The 17386-nt window shown below is 69.6% G+C and carries 14 protein-coding genes; 11 read left to right on the top strand and 3 right to left on the bottom strand.

All coding sequences use genetic code 11. From position 1 onward, the window contains the following. Positions 1–389: 389 nt before the first annotated feature. The 7 genes from ABZ154_RS02415 (at position 390) to ABZ154_RS02385 (ending at position 7827) form a co-directional block, all read left to right on the top strand. On the top strand, positions 390–1739 hold the full coding sequence (locus ABZ154_RS02415; RefSeq protein ID WP_356828273.1) for a transcriptional regulator: 1350 nt from the start codon (positions 390–392) through the stop codon (positions 1737–1739). An 86-nt stretch (positions 1740–1825) separates the two neighbouring features. Continuing rightward, positions 1826–2353 (top strand): NUDIX domain-containing protein, encoded by a 528-nt coding sequence (locus tag ABZ154_RS02410; RefSeq protein ID WP_093693444.1) that lies wholly within the window; start codon positions 1826–1828, stop codon positions 2351–2353. A 602-nt stretch (positions 2354–2955) separates the two neighbouring features. Beyond that, positions 2956–5445 carry a nitrate reductase gene (locus ABZ154_RS02405; protein ID WP_356828271.1) on the top strand — a complete coding sequence of 830 codons (2490 nt, stop codon included), beginning with the start codon at positions 2956–2958 and terminating at the stop codon, positions 5443–5445. After that, a complete protein-coding gene (locus ABZ154_RS02400) occupies positions 5442–5933 on the top strand; it encodes a hypothetical protein (protein ID WP_356828269.1) in 492 nt (163 codons plus the stop codon). The genes ABZ154_RS02405 and ABZ154_RS02400 overlap by 4 nt, the downstream gene beginning before the upstream one ends. A 448-nt stretch (positions 5934–6381) precedes the next feature. Beyond that, positions 6382–6585, top strand: a complete 204-nt coding sequence (locus ABZ154_RS02395; protein ID WP_356828267.1) for a cold-shock protein — start codon at positions 6382–6384, stop codon at positions 6583–6585. Between the two features lie 203 nt (positions 6586–6788). Then, positions 6789–7349, top strand: a complete 561-nt coding sequence (locus ABZ154_RS02390; RefSeq protein WP_356828265.1) for a hemerythrin domain-containing protein — start codon at positions 6789–6791, stop codon at positions 7347–7349. 61 nt (positions 7350–7410) lie between these two features. After that, a complete protein-coding gene (locus ABZ154_RS02385) occupies positions 7411–7827 on the top strand; it encodes a CBS domain-containing protein (protein WP_356828263.1) in 417 nt (138 codons plus the stop codon). Positions 7828–8492: 665 nt separating this feature from the next. On the opposite strand, the gene ABZ154_RS02380 is transcribed toward ABZ154_RS02385, so the two are convergent. Beyond that, a complete protein-coding gene (locus ABZ154_RS02380) occupies positions 8493–9512 on the bottom strand; it encodes a DNA topoisomerase IB (protein ID WP_356828261.1) in 1020 nt (339 codons plus the stop codon). A gap of 731 nt (positions 9513–10243) precedes the next feature. Here ABZ154_RS02380 and ABZ154_RS02375 point away from each other — a divergent pair. The 3 genes from ABZ154_RS02375 (at position 10244) to ABZ154_RS02365 (ending at position 14209) form a co-directional block, all read left to right on the top strand. Further along, positions 10244–11218, top strand: a complete 975-nt coding sequence (locus ABZ154_RS02375) for a Ppx/GppA family phosphatase (RefSeq protein WP_356828259.1) — start codon at positions 10244–10246, stop codon at positions 11216–11218. Positions 11219–11496: 278 nt separating this feature from the next. Further along, complete coding sequence (locus tag ABZ154_RS02370; protein ID WP_356828257.1) at positions 11497–12963, top strand: ornithine decarboxylase; 1467 nt, start codon at positions 11497–11499, stop codon at positions 12961–12963. Between the two features lie 46 nt (positions 12964–13009). Next, entirely contained in the window at positions 13010–14209 is a 1200-nt protein-coding gene (locus tag ABZ154_RS02365) for an amidohydrolase (RefSeq protein ID WP_356828500.1), read from the top strand. Positions 14210–14752: 543 nt separating this feature from the next. On the opposite strand, the gene ABZ154_RS02360 is transcribed toward ABZ154_RS02365, so the two are convergent. After that, positions 14753–15610 carry a 3-hydroxybutyryl-CoA dehydrogenase gene (locus tag ABZ154_RS02360; protein ID WP_356828255.1) on the bottom strand — a complete coding sequence of 286 codons (858 nt, stop codon included), beginning with the start codon at positions 15608–15610 and terminating at the stop codon, positions 14753–14755. 195 nt (positions 15611–15805) lie between these two features. Between ABZ154_RS02360 and ABZ154_RS02355 the strand changes: the two genes are divergently transcribed. Continuing rightward, positions 15806–17077, top strand: coding sequence for a family 10 glycosylhydrolase (locus tag ABZ154_RS02355; protein WP_356828253.1), 1272 nt, complete (start codon positions 15806–15808; stop codon positions 17075–17077). A gap of 72 nt (positions 17078–17149) precedes the next feature. On the opposite strand, the gene ABZ154_RS02350 is transcribed toward ABZ154_RS02355, so the two are convergent. Then, positions 17150–17359, bottom strand: coding sequence for a DUF1918 domain-containing protein (locus ABZ154_RS02350; RefSeq protein ID WP_356828251.1), 210 nt, complete (start codon positions 17357–17359; stop codon positions 17150–17152). Between the last annotated feature and the right edge of the window lie 27 nt (positions 17360–17386).

Genomic DNA, 17386 nt, shown 5'->3' with positions numbered 1-17386 from the left:
CGTATCCGGCCACCGGATACGCCCCTTCTTCTTGTCCCGCCGGGCGCGAGGACCGCACGCGGACCGGGAGACGGAACCGGGAGGAAGCGCGGTTCCGGTCCCCGACCCGCAGCCACCCTCCTTCGTCGTTGGGCAGTGGGTCGTGCGATCCGGCGCCGTCCGCACGGCCACGGAGTGTCGGGCAGGCCGGCGGTGCGGACGGCGCGGGTGCGGGTCGTCAACCGTTACGAGGGGGAGCCGACGACCCGGCCGCCTCTTGCGAGGAGCTCATTCAACCGAACCACGCCCCGGCCGGGCAGAGCGCACGGCCGGAGGGTTCGGGCATTCCGTTCACACCCCGTGTGAAACGTGCTGGACTAGGCTCATCGCGACACCCACCTGGGGGGACGATGGAGCCGAATGTCCTGCTCGAATCCCTGATCGACGAGGCCGGGATGTCCCGGGCGGGGCTCGCCGGTCACGTCAACCGGGCGGGCCGGGTCCGCGGCCTGAGCCTGCGGTACGAACACACCGCGGTCGCCCGCTGGCTGAAGGGCCAGCGCCCCCGCGGCCAGGTGCCGGACCTGATCTGCGAGGTGCTGGGCGGCCGGCTCGGACGCCCGGTCGTGCTGGACGACATCGGCATGGGCCTCCCCGGCGGCTACGGCACCGAGACCGCGGCCCACAGCGGCTCCCTCTCCGGCTTCGTCGAGCGGGCCACCGCGCTCTGGCGCTCCGACGAACAGCAGCGCCCCCACCTGGCCACCGTCCCCGCCGTCACCGGCACCACGGCGGTGATGCCGGTCTGGGAGTGGGAGAACCCGCCGGAGGACACCGACGTCTCCCGCCCGGGCCCCGGCCGGGTGAGCGCGGCCGACATAGAGACCCTCCGGTCCGCACGCGACCACTACGAGCAGATGTACCGCAAGGCGGGCGGCATCGCGACCAGACCCCGGATCGTCCGCTTCCTCAACGCCGAGGCCGCGCCCCTGCTGCGCGGCGGCCACAGCGACGAGCTCGGCCGCCGCCTGCACCGGGCGACGGCGGCCCTGGTGGCGATGGCCGGCATCTGCGCGTACGACTCCGACGCCCACGGCCTCGCCCAGCGCTACTTCCACCAGGCGCTGCGGCTCGCCAAGTCCAGCGGGGACCGGGCGCTCGGCGGCTATGTGATCGCCCTGCTGGTCACCCAGTCCCTCTTCCTGGGGGACCACCGCCGTTCCATCGCCTTCGCCGAGGCCGCGCTACGGGCCGCCGGTGGCCACATCACCCCGGCGCTCGCCGCCGATCTGCACGCCATGCAGGCCAAGGCGTACGCCCACCTCGGCGACGCGGCGAGCGCCCGCGCCTGCATCAGACGGGCCGAGGCGCAGGCGGTCCGGATCCACACCGGGCGGGAGCCCGACGAGACCGGGTACGTCCAGCCGGGCCTCGTGGACGTCCAGGTGGCGGAGGCGCTGTTCAGCCTGGGGGATCTGCCCGCAGCACGGGAGCACGCGGCCTCCGCGGTGCGCGCCCCGGCGCACGACCGGGGGCGCGTGCACCGCCTCGCGATGCTCAGCCATGTCGAACTGCTTCAGGGCGAGCCGGACCGGGCGGCCACCACCGCCGCCGAAATGGCCGAGCGGGCCCGGGGGATGGAGTCCCAGCGGCTGCGCGACCGGCTCCGCCAGGTGCGGCGGCAGCTGGCGGAGAGCGGCTGCGCCGATGCCGTACAGACGGCCGATCTGATCGACGGGGCGCTCCGCGTGCCTCTGTGAGCTCCGCCGCGCACCCGCCGTTCGTTCCGCTTGGCGGCCGACCCTGCTGGCATGTTGCTCCCAACATGTCGAAAGGCGGCAGAACCGTGCAGTGGACGAACTTAAGCGAACAGAATGTGTATCAGAACCGTTGGTTCCGGGTGAACCTGGCGGATGTGGAGCTGCCCGACGGCAGCCACCTCGACCACTACGTCATCCGGCTGCGGCCCGTCGCCGCGGCCACCGTCGTCAACGCGGCGGACGAGGTGCTGCTGCTCTGGCGCCACCGGTTCATCACCGACAGCTGGGGGTGGGAGCTGGCCGCGGGGGTCGTCGAGGACGGCGAGGACATCGCGGCGGCAGCGGCCCGCGAGATGGAGGAGGAGACCGGCTGGCGCCCCGGCCCCCTGCGCCCGCTGCTCACCGTCGAGCCCGCCAACGGCCTCACCGACGCCCGCCACCACCTCTACTGGGCGGAGGAGGCGCAGTACACGGGCCCTCCGCAGGACGCCTTCGAGTCCTCGCGCCGTGAGTGGATACCGCTGAAGCTGGTCCCGGACATGATCGCCCGGGGCGAGGTGCCCGCGGCGAACATGGCGGCGGCGCTGCTGATGCTGCACCACCTGCGGCTCTGAACGCCTGTGGAGCCGGCCCCGGGGCGTCCGGGACCGGCTCCACGAAGTGACGGGCGGGCCAGGCGTACGGGTAGAGGCCCGACCTTGTCCCGCGGCCGAGGCGGCCCGCGGCCCACCGCACTCCCGCCTCCTTACGCGTGCCGCGAGGCTGGGCGGCAGGCCACCTCCCGCCTCTCGCCGGGGGACCTTCGTCCTCGGTCCCGCCGGATGGTCCGCCGCTCGGCACGGCTGGAGGCCCTTACGCTTGGCGCCGCCGGTCGGTCGGGGCGGCGGCCTGGACCGGAAGCTCCGAGCGCTGCCTGCGACTACGCCTGGAAAGGGTCGACGTGGAAGCGCGGGGCACACCCTTCCGGGCGCGGTCCACCCGTGGGATGTCGATGGCGCTGTGCGTGCGCGGCTCAACTCGGCGTGGCTGCGCCGCGGCGCAGCCACGTACCCGCGCACATGAAGCGGCCGACGTCCCTGGCGCCAAAGCGTCCGGGGAACCGGCTTCTGATCGGCAGGCCCCGGTGGCTCGTCGGCACATGTTACGAGGCGGCCGCCGCGGGTACCTATGGCCGGTCGGTGCAGGGCGCGCCGTGGGCGCTGATCGGAAGGCACGAGTGGACACTTCGGTTGACCGGATCACGCAGCCGTGGGGTAGCCGTACCCCTTACGCCCGGGGCGGGACATGGCCCTCCCGGGTGGACACGCATCTGGCGCAGGGTGTGGAGCCCGAAGCCGTGGATCGGTGGGTGCAGGCCGCCTCGATCCTGCATTCCGACGGTGACGCCATGGACATCGCAGTCAAGGACGGCCGGATGGTCGGGGTGCGGGGCCGGGTGGTGGACCGGGTCAACCGTGGCCGGCTGGGGCCGAAGGATGTGTTCGGCTGGCAGGCCAACGCCTCCCCGGACCGGTTGACCAGGCCCCTGGTTCGCCGTGACGGGCGGCTGACCGAAAGCGACTGGGACACCGCGATGGAACTGGTGGCCGCCCGTTCACGTGACCTGCTCCAGGAGCGCGGCCCGGGATCGATCGGTTTCTACACCTCGGGTCAGCTGTTTCTGGAGGAGTACTACACGCTGGCAGTCGCGGCCCGGGCCGGTATCGGCACGAACCACCTGGACGGCAACACACGTCTGTGCACGTCGACAGCGGCCGAGGCGCTCAAGGAGTCCTTCGGCTGCGACGGTCAGCCCGGGTCCTACGACGACATCGACCACGCTGATGTGATCGCGCTCTTCGGCCACAACCTTGCCGAGACCCAGCCCGTGCAGTGGATGCGCATTCTCGACCGGCTCGAGGGAAGCGACCCGCCGCGCCTGGTCTGTGTGGACCCCCGGCCCACACGGGTCGCCCGTGCGGCCACCGTGCACCTGGCCCCGCGCATCGGGACCAATGTGGCGCTGCTCAACGCGCTCCTGCACGAGATCATCCGCACCGGCCGTATCGACCACGACTACGTCGAGGCCCACACCGTCGGCTTCGAGGAGGTGGCGGAGAGGGTCCGGGACTGCACGCCTGAGTGGGCGGAGCGTATCTGCGACGTCCCGGCGGCGCGGATCGCGGAGGCCGCCGAGGTGCTGGGTACGGCCGACAGGCTCCTGTCCACCGTTCTGCAGGGCGTCTACCAGTCCCACCAGGCCACGGCCGCCGCGGTTCAGATCAACAACCTGCATCTGCTCCGCGGCATGCTGGGACGTCCGGGCGCCGGCGTACTTCAGATGAATGGACAGCCCACCGCGCAGAACACCCGGGAGTGCGGCGCCAACGGGGACCTGCCCGGTTTCAGGAACTGGCAGAACGACCAGCACGTGGCCGACCTCGCCAAGGTGTGGAACGTCGAACCCATGACAATCCCGCATTACGCCCCGCCCACCCATGCCATGCAGATGTTCCGCTACGCGGAGCAGGGATCGATCCGCATGCTGTGGATCAGCGGCACCAATCCGGCCGTCTCCCTGCCCGAGCTGTCGCGCATTCGCTCGATCCTGTCGCAGGACCGGCTGTTCGTCGTGGTGCAGGACCTCTTCCTCACGGAGACGGCGCAGTTGGCAGACGTGGTCCTGCCCGCGGCGACGTGGGGCGAGAAGACCGGCACCTTCACCAACGCGGATCGCACCGTGCATCTGTCCGTCAAGGCCGTCGAACCACCGGGAGAGGCGAGGCCGGACCTCGACATCTTCCTCGACTACGCCCAGCGCATGGGCTTCCGGGACAAGAACGGCGGACCGCTGGTTTCCTGGCACGACCCGGAATCCGCGTTCGAGGCGTGGAAACGCTGCAGTGCGGGCCGCCCCTGCGACTACACCGGCCTCACCTACGACAAACTCCGTGACGCCAGCGGCATCCAGTGGCCCTGCAACGAGCAGGCCCCTGATGGCACGGACCGCCTGTACACCGACGGCATCGCCTGGGCGAAACCGGACGTGTGCGAGACCTACGGCAAGGACCTCGTCACCGGCGCAGCCGTCTCGACGGTCGAGTATCGCTCCCTCAACCCGGACGGCAAGGCCATGCTCAAAGCCGCCGAATACCTCCCGCCGCACGAGGTGCCGGGCGACGACTACCCGTTCCAGCTGACGACCGGACGCACCCTCTACCACTTCCACACCCGCACCAAAACAGGCCGCGCGCCCCAGTTGAACGCCGCGGCCCCCGACGTATGGGTGGAGATGTCCTCCTCGGACGCGGCGGCCCAAGGACTCGATGAGGGTGACCTCGTGGAGGTCACCAGCCCGCGCGGCGCGCTCCGGGGCCGGCTGAGGATCACCGACATCCGGCCCGGACTGATCTTCGTCCCCTTCCACTACGGCTACTGGGACACGGCCTCCGGCTCAGGCCCGGACGAAGCGACCCCACCGCGCGCGGCGAACGAGATGACCGTCACCGACTGGGATGCGGTGTCCAAGCAGCCCTTGTTCAAGTCGGCCGCCGCTGCGGTCACCCTCCTCGAGAAGAGTTCGGGGCAGCCCGCGCCGGCACCCACGACCACCGCGTCGGCACCCGCCCGTGCGGGCGGTGTCCGGCCCACCGAGGGCGGAGCCACTGCGCAGGTCCGGGAGTCGACCGACCCCTCCGGGGACGACATCGCTGGAGGCACCCGGTGAACGGCATCACCCTCACACTGCGTGCTCTGCACCATGGAGAGCGGCAACTGGCGAAAGAACTGGTCGTCACCGCCGAACGTCACAGCACCGACCACGAGATCCACCATGTCGCCAAGGACCTCGTCTCGTGGTCGAACGAGCACTGCCTACGCCTGGCGGAGACCGCCGGCCACTACGGTCTGGACCTCGACGGTCCCTCACAGAAGGCCCCGTCGGGGCTCATGCCGACGATCCGGGAGAAAGCCGCCGAAGCGATCGGCCACCGACCGGAACCAGGCCTTCTCCTTCTGCGGGACCTGCGGGAACTGCACCTGTGCGCAGTCGGCAATTCCCTGTACTGGGAGATGCTCGCCCAAGCCGGACAGGCGACCAAAGACAACCGCCTGCTGCAACTGGCTGCCTCCTGCCATCCCCGGACGCTGCGGCAGATGCGCTGGACCAACACCATGATCAAGAACCTGTCCCCCCAGGTCCTGACGAGTTTGTGAACACGGGCGCGCGGAGCCGTCTCCCGTACAGCGGCAGGCTCGGAATACCTCCCTGCCAGGACGCGTGGTGGGTCGGGTAGCGGTTTCCCAGCACGCCGGCGACAAGTTGCGGGTGGTCGCCGAAGCACTGGCGGCGGCGACGGGCGGCCAACCGATACCCGAGGACCCGAGTAGTCACCTGGCCGTTGCGGTGAATGCGGCGCGTGAGGAGTGATGGGGCCTGGTGGCACCTGCACGAGGGTCGGGGGTCCGCACGCCGTGTGCTCCTGGTGAGGGCAGTACGGCCGGTGTAGCGTCAGAGCCAGCTGTCATGGTTCCGAAGTACCCGTCGTCCGTGAACGTGAGTCCATGGGCGATACCGCTGTTCAGCGCCTCTGAGGGCCAGGACGATCACCTTCGGTATCCGCATGGTGCGGGAGACCGACTTGAAGTCACCTTGGAGGACACAATGGCCAGTGGCACCGTCAAGTGGTTCAACTCGGAAAAGGGTTTCGGGTTCATCGAGCAGGACGGCGGAGGCCCGGACGTCTTCGCCCACTACTCCAATATCGCCGCGCAGGGCTTCCGTGAGCTTCAGGAAGGCCAGAAGGTGAACTTCGACATCACCCAAGGCCAGAAAGGGCCGCAGGCGGAGAACATCACCCCTGCCTGACCCGTACCGATACGGAGCCCGCCCTGCCAACATCCGCCGGGCGGGCTTCGTGCGTCACGGCCAGGTCCGCCGTACTCATCTGCCCGGAACTGGAGTTATGCCGACTTCGGTCTGCTATGCGTGTTGCCGAGATCTTGGGGCACCCGCTGTGGAACGGTGAGCCCTATTCGGCTCACACCACATAACTGGAGGTACTCCACCCTATGGGCCACGGCGGAAACGTGATCGCGGAACTCACCACCGACCACCGCGAGGTCGATGAACTGTTCGAGAAGATCGAGCGCCTGCCGGTCGGTGACCAGCAGCGCCGGAAACTGGCCGACGAGCTGACCATCGAATTGGTGCGCCACTCCGTCGCCGAGGAGATGTACCTCTACCCGGCGGTACGCGAGCACGTCGAAGGCGGCGGCGAGATCGCCGACAAGGAGCTCTCCGATCACGCAGAGGTGGAACAGCACCTCAAGGCCCTGGAGGGCCTGCCTGCGGACGACCCGCAGTTCGACCACCTCGTGGCGAAGCTGAAGCTCGAAGTGAGCGAGCACGTACGCGACGAAGAGGGCCGGCTTTTCCCCCTCCTCGCCGCTGCCCGCACCCCCGAAGCCCTGGACGAACTGGGCGACAAGGTCCGCACGGCCAAGAAGGCAGCCCCCACCCGCCCACATCCCTCCGCACCGGACACCCCGCCCGGCAACAAGCTGCTGGGCCCCGGCGTCGGACTCGTGGACCGCGCACGCGACCTGCTCACCGGCCGCGGCAAGAGCTGAACCCGCCCCTCACCCGATCCAAACGCCTCCGGCCGGAGGCAGTGAAGAAGGAAAGCAGACCATGACCACGGCACGAGAGATCATGACCGAGGGCGCCGACTGTATCGGTGCGGACGAGCCGGTCCTGCGCGCGGCACAGAAGATGACCGAGATGGGGGTCGGCGCGCTGCCGATCTGCGGCACCGACGACAAACTCAAGGGCGTCCTCACCGACCGGGACATCGTCGTCAAGGTCTTGGGCGCGGGCAAGGACCCCGCCACGACCACGGCCGGTGAGCTGGCACAAGGCGAAGCCGTCACCATCGGCGCCGACGACGACGCCGCCGAGATCATGCGTACCATGTCCGAGCACAAGGTCCGCCGCCTGCCGGTCATCGACGGCCACCGACTGGTTGGCATGGTTGCCCAGGCCGACGTCGCCCGCGCCCTGCCCGACCCGCAGGTCGGCGACCTCCTGGAAGCCCTCTCCACCGACTGAACAGCACGTCCCGCCACTCAGGCGAGCCATTTCCTGCCGTAGACGGCTGACGCCATCGAGGAGGAAGCCAACGCGTTCACTCTCGAAGTCGGCGGTCCAAGGGCTGTGGTCCCGACGAGGGCCATGAGGCACTGCAGTTGTGCGACAGCAGGTGGGTAGCCAATCACCGCCACCCAGTGTCTCAGGGCTCCGCGGGACCAGAACGCGGCCCCGATGCAGATGTCCGGCAGGTCCTGTCGGCGAAAACGCCGCTTCTGCCTGGGGGCACGGGCACCTGTTGGCCTCCTCCAGGACCTCCCTCCCAACGGAACCTCGGCTTCGGCCGCTGCTCCGGCCCTGGAACGGAGTCGCTGGCGGGCGCGGGCTGAGGCGGAGCCGACGGACGTGGACGGCCGCGCCGTCGACGGCTATGACGACGTGCGGAGCTTCCTGCACCCTGTGGTGATGCCTCCTGCCGTGGCAGGTCAGGCGGCGTTTACCCTGCTCACGAGGGCTTTTAGGCGCTTTCTGACGCGGCCGTGCGGGTGGACCGGCCACTGCTGTCCCCTCGTCTCCTCCGGCGTCCAGCGTTCCGGTTGATCTGTGCCGTGCGATGTCGTCACCGCACGTTGATGCCGCATGCGTGACCTCGTTACCGACAGTCACCACAAGGTGGTCGAACGGCGTCAGTGGCCGGGACGGAGCATGTTGAGGACGGCCTCCTCGACGGGCCCCTGAGTGGCGGGGATGCCGTGCGCGCTTTCGTCCCCGAGGTGCGGCAGCGCGGCGGCGACGGTGACGCCCTCTTCGTACAGCTCGAGCACGCGCGGGTTGATGTAGGAGGCACGGCAGATCGCCGGGGTGTTCCCGAGGTAGCCGGAGACTTCGCGGCATGCGCGGGCGATGGCACGTCTGCGGGCGCTTTCGCTGCGAGCCACGTTCTGCGAGACGGCCAGCGCGACGGCGGCCATGACGGTGGCGTGCCAGGTGCGGAAGTCCTTGGCGGTGATCTCCAGGCCGGCGAGTTCTTTGAGGTAGGCGTTGACGTCGTCGCTGGCCACGTCATGCCAGGCGGGCCGCTCCCAGTAGGCGAGGAGCCGGTCCCCTCCGGAGCGGCGGCGCATCAGCGAGGTGAGGCTGCGGCAGACGGCGGGGTCGGCGATGGTCTGGACGAGCTCCTTGCCGTGTTTGCCGGTGTAGGTGAAGACGACCGCGCCGCCCTGGATCCGGCAGTGTTCGCGCAGCAGCGTGGTAAGACCGTAGCTGTTGTTCACCTCCGCGTAGTGGTCGTTGCCGATGCGGAAGAAGCCCAGGTCGAGCAGGCGCACGGCAGTGGCGAGGACTCGGTGCCGAGTCAGGCCTCGGTCGCTCAGGTGCCGCTCGACGGCCCGGCGTACGGCGGGCAGGGTTTCGGCGACGTCAAGGACGTGGTCGTGTTTGGCCCGCTCCTGTTCGGCGCGGAACTGGGGATGGTAGAGGTACTGGCGGCGCCCGGCTGCGTCCGTGCCGATGGCCTGGAGGTGACCGGTGGGCCGGGTACAGATCCATACGTCCCGCCAGGCAGGCGGGATGGCGAGCGCACGGATGCGCTCAAGCTCCGCAGCGTCGCGCAGCGGCTCTCTCCGGGCGTCGAGGTAGCGGAAACCGCGCCCGTGGCGCAGGCGGATGTAACCGGGGTCGGTGGGCCGAGTATGACGAAGACGCAATGAAGACTTCCCTGGACGCGCAGTGATTACTGAGGCGGACACGCTGTTCGGAGGAACGCTGCCTATCCGTATACCCGCTTCGGACCGACTGCTTCCCGGACTTCGAGCCTCCTGAGGAAGGTGCCGTGACATGACTTTCATGCCGGAGAACTCCCCCAATGGTCACTGCGGTCTCCGGCGTCCGATGGTGCCTGAAGGCTGGGGACCCGCCGCGCCCCAGCCAGCGCTTGTGCCAGTCCGGAGATCGAGCTGCATTGCCCCTCGGGCCCGTGGCAATCATGTTGTACCGGGTGCCTGCGGCACGAAGGGATGGCTCGAACACCGTGTGATCATCCGTCGGCTCTTGCCATGCGGACGGCCCAGTGGTTCACCCACCCACTCGGGCGTCGTTCCATGCAGTTGACGGCGGTGCGGCGGCATGGGCGCCGGGTGTCCGCGCGACAGAAGTCATGGTTTCGTGGTCGAGTGTGAGCGGCTCGGTAGCCGGACCACGCTGACGAGCGGCGCCACGGCCGACAGGGCCGGTCCCGTCGCGTGGCCCATGGCCTCGGTGGTGGACAGGCGCAGTGTGTCGCGGCCCATCACCTAGTCGTACACGTCACCGCTGATGTTGTCGGCCGACACGAGCCGCCGAGGACAGGCTGCACGCCCTTGCGCCATCCGGTGAAGGGCAGCGGGACGCCCTGCGACCGATCCGGCATCGAGCGCCATGAGCGGGGCAGAAACCTCGCATGCGTATGGCTGTGGTGGACGCTGGCTCCAAGACCGTGCGGTTGTTCGTGGCCGAAGTCGAGTGGCACGAGCTCTCTCCCGTGCACACGGCCAAGTGGCGGTTGCGGCTCGTGGAACACGTGGCCCGGGACGGAACGATGAGCCGGGCGGGGATGGACCAGTTGGCTCACGCGGTGGCGGCCGCATGCCGCGAATCCCGGCGGTGGGGCGTGCGCGAGCCGATTGTCTTCGCCACGGCGGTCGTACGGGACGCCCCGAACCGGCCCCGGATCCTCGAAGCGATCGGCGAGCGGTGCGACGTACCGGTGCACCTGCTGCCGGGGGAGCGGGAGTCGGAGCTGACGTACCTGGCGGCCCGGCGGTGGACGGGCCGCCAGGCGGGCCCGCTGGTGGTGCTCGACATCGGTGGCGGATCCTTCGAGGTGGCGTACGGTGACGGCATGACGGCGGACATCGCCGTCTCCCTTCCGCTGGGCGCGGGCCGACTGACCCGGGAGCACTTCGCCTGTCAGGACCCTCCCTCTCCATCGCAGGTCAAGGACTTGAGGCGATACGTACGGGGACAGCTGACCGAGGTGTCCGCCCAGGTGCGCGAGGTCGGCCCCCGGACGGTCGTCGCCACCTCCCGTACGTTCGACCAGCTGTCCCGACTGTGCTCTCCGGACGGTGACGGGGGCACGGCCGGCGCGCGGCGACTCCACCGCACCCCGCTGCGGCGCGCGATCAAGCGGCTGAAACGTCTGCCCGCCGCCGACCGCGCCCGGCTGCCCGGCATCTCGGCCGCACGCTCGGCCCAGGCCCTGGCCGGCGCGATCGTCGCCGAGACCGCCATGCGCACCATGGAGGCCGACCCCGTCCTCATCTGCCCCTGGGCGATCCGCGAAGGCGTACTCCTCCAGGCGTTCGAGAGCCCCGACGGCACGCGAGTCTCTGCCGCGTCGGCCGGGGCATGCCTGACAATGCCTTCGGGATGACCACAAGGCCCTGCCGGGTTGACGGGCCGGCCGAAAAGATCGTGGAAAGATCGCCGACTTCGGCGCGGCGCGCAGTCGCGGGGGAGAAGTGCCTCCACCTCATCGCCATGTCTCCGAGTTGGGCGATCCGCCTGATCAGGGGATCCACGAGCATATGGCGTCCGCGGGCAAGAATGCTGGGCTACGCGTTCACCCACCTGGCGGGTGAACAGCGGGCTGGACGGGTAAAGGTTCGTGCTCTTCTGTTTTCGTCACCATTGGAGGGGCAGCGGCCTTTCATGGACCATTCGAAGGCACCGGTGCTCGAAGCGCTCGCGGCCTATCACGCCGAGCACCAGACCTCTTTCACTCCTCCTGGGCACAAGCAGGGGAGGGGCGCCGACCCGCGAGTGAGAGCTGTGCTGGGCGATGCGGTCTTCCTGTCCGATGTCCTCGCGGTGAGCGGACTTGATGACCGGACGTCGTCGCACGGTGTCCTTGCTGAGGCGCAGGCTCTGATGGCGGACGCCGTGGACGCCGATCACACCTTCTTTTCCACGTGCGGCAGTTCGCTCTCGGTCAAGGCCGCCATGCTCTCCGTCGCGGGCCCGCACGAGACGCTGATCGTGGGGCGGGATGCGCACAAGTCCGTCGTTTCGGGGCTCATCCTTTCCGGGGTGCGTCCTATCTGGGTCGATCCCCAGTGGGATCCCGAACTGCATCTCGCGCACCCGCCGGCCAGCGAGTCCTTCAGGACCGCGTTCCGAGAGCATCCTGAGGCCAAAGGCGCCTTGGTCACCAGCCCCACCCCGTACGGCACCTGCTCCGATCTCACAGCCATCGCAGCTGCCTGTCACGAGCACGGCAAACCGCTGATCGCCGACGAAGCGTGGGGCGCGCACCTGCCGTTCCACCCCGATCTGCCGACATGGGGTATGGACGCAGGTGCGGACGTTTGCGTCACCTCCGTGCACAAGATGGGCTCGGGGCTGGAGCAGAGCTCCGTGTTCCACCTGCAAGGTGACCTGGTCGACCCGCACGTGCTCAGCGCCCGCGAGGACCTGCTCGGAACGACGAGCCCTTCCAGCCTCATCTATGCCGCTCTGGACGGCTGGCGGCGGCAGATGGTGGAGCACGGACGTGCCTTGTACGACGACGCCCTGTCCCTGGTCGCGGACGTACGGTCGCGCATCGCGTCGATCGACGGTATGCACGTGCACGGCCGGGCGGATTTCTGCGGGCCGGGACGCGCCTTCGACATGGATCCCCTCCAGGTCATCGTGGACATCACCGGCCTGCGCATCTCGGGATACGGCGCGGCGGACTGGTTGCGTCAGCACCACCGCATCAATCTGCACCTGAGTGATCACCGTCGTATCAGTGCGCAGTTCTCCCACGGAGATGACGAGCGGTCGGCGGAACGGCTGCTCGCCGCACTTGAGGATCTTGCCCAGCACGCCGAAGAGCTGCGGCCCGCCCCTGAGGTCCGTGTTCCCAGTCCGGCCGAGCTGCGGCTGGAGCAGGTCATGCTTCCTCGCGACGCCTTCTTCGGTCCCACCGAGCAAGTGCCGTGGCGGCGGGCGGCGGGGCGCGTCAGTGCAGAGATGTTGACCCCGTATCCGCCAGGCATCCCCGCAGCGCTCCCTGGAGAGCGGCTCTCCGACGAAGTCCTGCATTACCTGCGCAGCGGGGTTGACGCCGGAATGGTGGTCCCGGACGCGGTGGACAGCGAAGTGCAGAGCGTACGCGTCGCCGTGGAGGAATGAGGACGTGCCCGTACCCCGAGAACGCACCACGCGCCCGAGCTCGCCTGTGCTCTCCGCCCTGCACGACCGGATCGCACACGAGGTGACCGCCCGAGCGTCCCGGCTCTGGGACGTCGCCCTGGCCCTGCACCGAGAGCCCGAGCTCGCCTTCGAGGAACACGCTGCGGCCGCGTTGTTGTCAGGGGAGCTGGAGCGCTCAGGTTTCGCCGTGACCCGTGGGGTGGCGGACATGCCGACCGCGTTCGTCGCTGAAGCAGGCGACGGGAACCGGCCCCGTGTCGCGCTGCTGCTGGAGTACGACGCACTGCCCGGACTGGGGCATGCCTGTGGCCACAATCTGATCGCGGCAGCCGGGCTCGGTGCCGCGCTCGCCCTGAACAGTGCCCTTCGCGAAACACCCGGCCGACGGCTGCCCGGCACGGTCATGGCGGTGGGGACCCCGGCCGAGGAAGGCGGCGGAGGAAAAGTCGCACAGGTGGCGGCCGGTGTCTTCGACGAGGTCGACGCCGCTTTGATGTTCCACCCCGGCGTCAACGACTGGGTCCGAGCGCCTCTGACCGCCCAGGTCCAGGTACGTACGGTCTTCCACGGACGCGCCGCCCACCCCACCGGGAACCCGACCGAGGGCATCGACGCCCTCGCCTCCCTCATCCAGTTGTTCGGCTCGCTCAACGTGCTGCAGCGGCGGCTTCCGCCCGGATCCCACATCCAGGGCATCATCACGGACGGCGGCCGGGCCACCAACATCGTCCCGGAGCGCGCAGAGGCGCTGTTCGGCCTCCGCGCGGCCACCACGACTGCATTGGACGCTCTGGTGCTGGAACTCACCCGGTGCGCGGAAGGCACCGCTGCTGCCACCGGCACCGCGGTGGAGACGTCGCCTACCACCACCGGCTACCACCACTTCCGCGACAACGCCGTGCTCTCCGATCGCTTCGCCGAGCACCTCCGCGAGGTCGGTATCGGCCTCGGAGAACCCACACCGGGGGTGTACCTGGGCTCCTCCGACATCGGCGATGTGAGCGCGGTCGTTCCTGCCATCCACCCCTTTGTGGCCATTTTGGGCCCCGAGCATGCGGACCACACAACCGAATTCGCCACCGCGGCGGCAAGTCCTCGCGCGCGTCGGGTGATGCTCGCAGCGTCGCGTGCCCTGGCATCCACCGCCGCGGACGTCCTCGGAGAGCCAGGGCTCGCCGACCGGGCTTGGACGCGACAGCGGGAAGAGACAGCCGCAGACGCGTGAACGGGCCGCCCTCGGCCCGTGGTCGACGGGGCTTGCCTGCGACCAAAACGTGGCTTACGTCCCGTAATTTCGCCGCGACGTGCTGGACACCGCTGCCTTCCGGCAGTCCGGAGGTCGGCCTGGCACAGTACGTCTGCCTCTGCGGCAAACTGAGACAGTCTCCCAACACCACCTGCATGCTGGTGACCGTCGCAGGTCACCAGCAGAGGCCGGGCCCACCCTGCTCACGCGACAGGTCCCGTACCCGGCAGCGGTGTCTAGGGGTCGGCAACGTCTTGTGCGCTTGTCAGACATGATTGCTTCCACCGCTTCATGACGAAGGCCCGGGTCGGTGGCCTCGAGCCTCCTTAGCTCCATGTGCGCCCCGCTCGCTGGAGACCGGCTCGTCCCTCACCGCCGCCGACCACGCCAACCCCTCATCAGCGCCTCGGGCAGTACGCTCCACCAGACCTGCACGGTCCACCTCGCACCCACCGCCGACCTCCTGCTGAACGTGTCTCGGCGGGCCCGCCCGCGTGAGCGCCGGGCCCGCCGGTGGGGCGGTCAGTAGGCGTAGAAGCCCGACCCCGTCTTGCGGCCGAGCCGGCCCGCGTCGACCATGCGCTGGAGCAGCGGGGGAGCGGCGTACAGCGGCTCTTTGTACTCGGCGTACATCGAGTCGGCGACCGAGGCCACGGTGTCCAGGCCGATGAGATCCGCGAGCTTCAGCGGGCCCATCGGGTGGGCGCAGCCCATCTCCATGCCGTTGTCGATGTCCTCACGGCTCGCGATGCCCGACTCGAACATCCGGATCGCCGAGAGCAGATACGGGATCAGCAGCGCGTTGACGACGAAGCCGGACCGGTCCTGGGCGCGGATCGGGTGCTTGCCCAGCACGTCCTGCACGACGGCCTCGGCGCGCGCAATCGTCTCGTCCGACGTGGTCAGCGCCGGGATCAGCTCGACCAGCTTCTGGACGGGGGCCGGGTTGAAGAAGTGGATGCCGATGACCCGGTCCGGGCGCGAGGTCGCGACGGCCAGCTTCACCAGCGGGATGGAGGAGGTGTTGGAGGCGAGGATCGCGTCCTGCCGGGTCACCACCTGGTCCAGGACCTGGAAGATCTCCGTCTTGACCTGCTCGTTCTCCACGACGGCCTCGATGACGAGGTCGCGGTCGGCGAACTCCCCGAGGTCGGTGGTGAAGCTGAGGCGGCCCAGGGTCTCGTCCCGCTCCTGCTCGGTGATCTTGCCGCGTTCGGCGGCCTTCGAGAGGGAGTTGTGCAGCCGGGTGCGGCCGATCTCCAGCGCCTCGCCGGTGGTCTCGGCGACCTTCACTTCGAGGCCGCTGCGCGCGCACACCTCCGCGATACCTGCGCCCATCTGGCCACAGCCCACCACCCCGACGCGTGCAATGTCGGCCATAGAGTCCGTCACCTCGTGCCTTTCGATGTTCTCCGCATTGCAGGGTCCCGTGTGATTCCGGTGCCCGCTTCGACCCCCCGACGTTACTCCGCGAGCCCACCCCCGTGATCTGCGGGTCATCCGGCTACGGACGGGCATGATCCTGTTACGTACAGCTAGGGGGTGGTGGTCGACGTGAAGGGACGAGTGTGGCGCATGCGACGTACAGGAATGACCCGGAGATCGCTCGTGGCGGGTGCGGCCGGACTGGTGGCGGCGATGACGACGGGCGGCGACGCGGCCGCCTGGCAGCAGGGCCGGTCGGTACGGAAAGGAGGCGGCGGCGAGGACCGCTTCGCGCGGGGTGAGCTGCGCGGGGTGTGGGTCGCCACGGTCGCCAACCTGGACTGGCCTTCCCGCAAGGGCCTGACGGCGGCGGCCCAGGAGGCGGAGCTCGTCGCCCACCTGGACCGGGCCGTCGAGCTGCGGCTCAACGCGGTGGTGCTCCAGGTCCGCCCCACTGCGGACGCCCTGTGGCCCTCCCCGTACGAGCCGTGGGCCGACTGCCTCACCGGGGTCCAGGGCAAGGACCCCGGCTGGGACCCGCTCGCCACCGCTGTCCGGGAGGCACACGACCGGGGCCTGCAGCTGCACGCCTGGTTCAACCCGTACCGGGTGGCGAACCACACGGACCCCACTCGCCTCACCGCCTCCCACCCGGCCCGGCTCCACCCCGAGTGGGTCCTGCCCTACGGCGGGAAGCTCTACTACGACCCGGGTCTGCCGGAGGTCCGCCGCTTCGTCCAGGACGCCATGCTGGACGCCGTGCGCCGCTACGAGATCGACGCGGTGCACTGGGACGACTACTTCTACCCGTATCCGGTGGCGGGTGAGGCGTTCAAGGACGACGCCACGTACGAGCGGTACGGGGCGGGCTTCCCGGACAAGGCCGCCTGGCGCCGCGACAACGTGGACCGGCTGGTGCGCGAGATGGGTGAGCGGATCCGGGAGACCCGGCAGGGCGTCCGGTTCGGCATCAGCCCCTTCGCCGTCTGGCGCAACGCGTCGACCGATCCGCTCGGCTCCGACACGCGCGCCGGCGTCGAGACCTACGACGACCTGCACGCCGACACCCGTAAGTGGGTCAAGAAGGGGTGGATCGACTACATCTGCCCGCAGATCTACTGGCACATCGGCCTCGCCGCCGCCGACTACGCCAAGGTCCTCGCCTGGTGGAGCGGGACGGTGCGGGGAACGGGCGTGGGTCTGTACGTGGGGGAGGCGCTGTACAAGGCCGGTGACCCCGCCCAGCCCGCGCCATGGCAGGATCCGGCGGAGCTCTCCCGCCACCTCACACTCGCCCGGGACCATGAGGAGGTCGGCGGGCACGTCTTCTTCTCCGCCAAGCATGTGGCGGCGGACCGGATCGGCGCGATGGCCCGGGTGGTCGCCGACCACTACCAGGACCGGGCGCGCGCGCCGCGCTGACCGCGGGCGTGAGGAGGGGGCTGGGGCCGCTCGTGCCCCAGCCCCCGCTCGTGCCCAGCCCCCGGGTTCCTCCTACTGCGGCAGCCGGCCCCGGGGTGCCTCGATGTGCTGGACGACGCTGTCGGGGCCGGGGGACATCAGATGTTCGTGGCCGTCGGGGAAACGGAGCCGGTACGGAGGGGCGCCCCCGTCCCCGAGCACTTCGATGATCTCTGCGACCCGGTCGTGCTGTCCCACGGTCCTGCCGTGCATCAGCAGCCGGTCGCCCGCGTGTGCCTCCATCGGGAGTGACCTCCTCACGGTGACGGG

It is taken from the genome of Streptomyces sp. NPDC006261 (assembly GCF_040613515.1).
Taxonomy (GTDB): Bacteria; Actinomycetota; Actinomycetes; order Streptomycetales; family Streptomycetaceae; genus Streptomyces.
Note: the sequence above shows the minus strand (reverse complement) of the source record. Positions and strands in the feature narration are given on the sequence as shown.

Coding starts and splice junctions, on each gene's coding strand:
- ABZ154_RS02350 (WP_356828251.1), bottom strand. CDS start 17,359: ATGGAGGCACACGCGGGCGACCGGCTGCTGATGCACGGCAGGACCGTG.
- ABZ154_RS02390 (WP_356828265.1), top strand. CDS start 6,789: ATGGGCCACGGCGGAAACGTGATCGCGGAACTCACCACCGACCACCGC.
- ABZ154_RS02385 (WP_356828263.1), top strand. CDS start 7,411: ATGACCACGGCACGAGAGATCATGACCGAGGGCGCCGACTGTATCGGT.
- ABZ154_RS02360 (WP_356828255.1), bottom strand. CDS start 15,610: ATGGCCGACATTGCACGCGTCGGGGTGGTGGGCTGTGGCCAGATGGGC.
- ABZ154_RS02415 (WP_356828273.1), top strand. CDS start 390: ATGGAGCCGAATGTCCTGCTCGAATCCCTGATCGACGAGGCCGGGATG.
- ABZ154_RS02355 (WP_356828253.1), top strand. CDS start 15,806: ATGCGACGTACAGGAATGACCCGGAGATCGCTCGTGGCGGGTGCGGCC.
- ABZ154_RS02375 (WP_356828259.1), top strand. CDS start 10,244: ATGCGTATGGCTGTGGTGGACGCTGGCTCCAAGACCGTGCGGTTGTTC.
- ABZ154_RS02395 (WP_356828267.1), top strand. CDS start 6,382: ATGGCCAGTGGCACCGTCAAGTGGTTCAACTCGGAAAAGGGTTTCGGG.
- ABZ154_RS02370 (WP_356828257.1), top strand. CDS start 11,497: ATGGACCATTCGAAGGCACCGGTGCTCGAAGCGCTCGCGGCCTATCAC.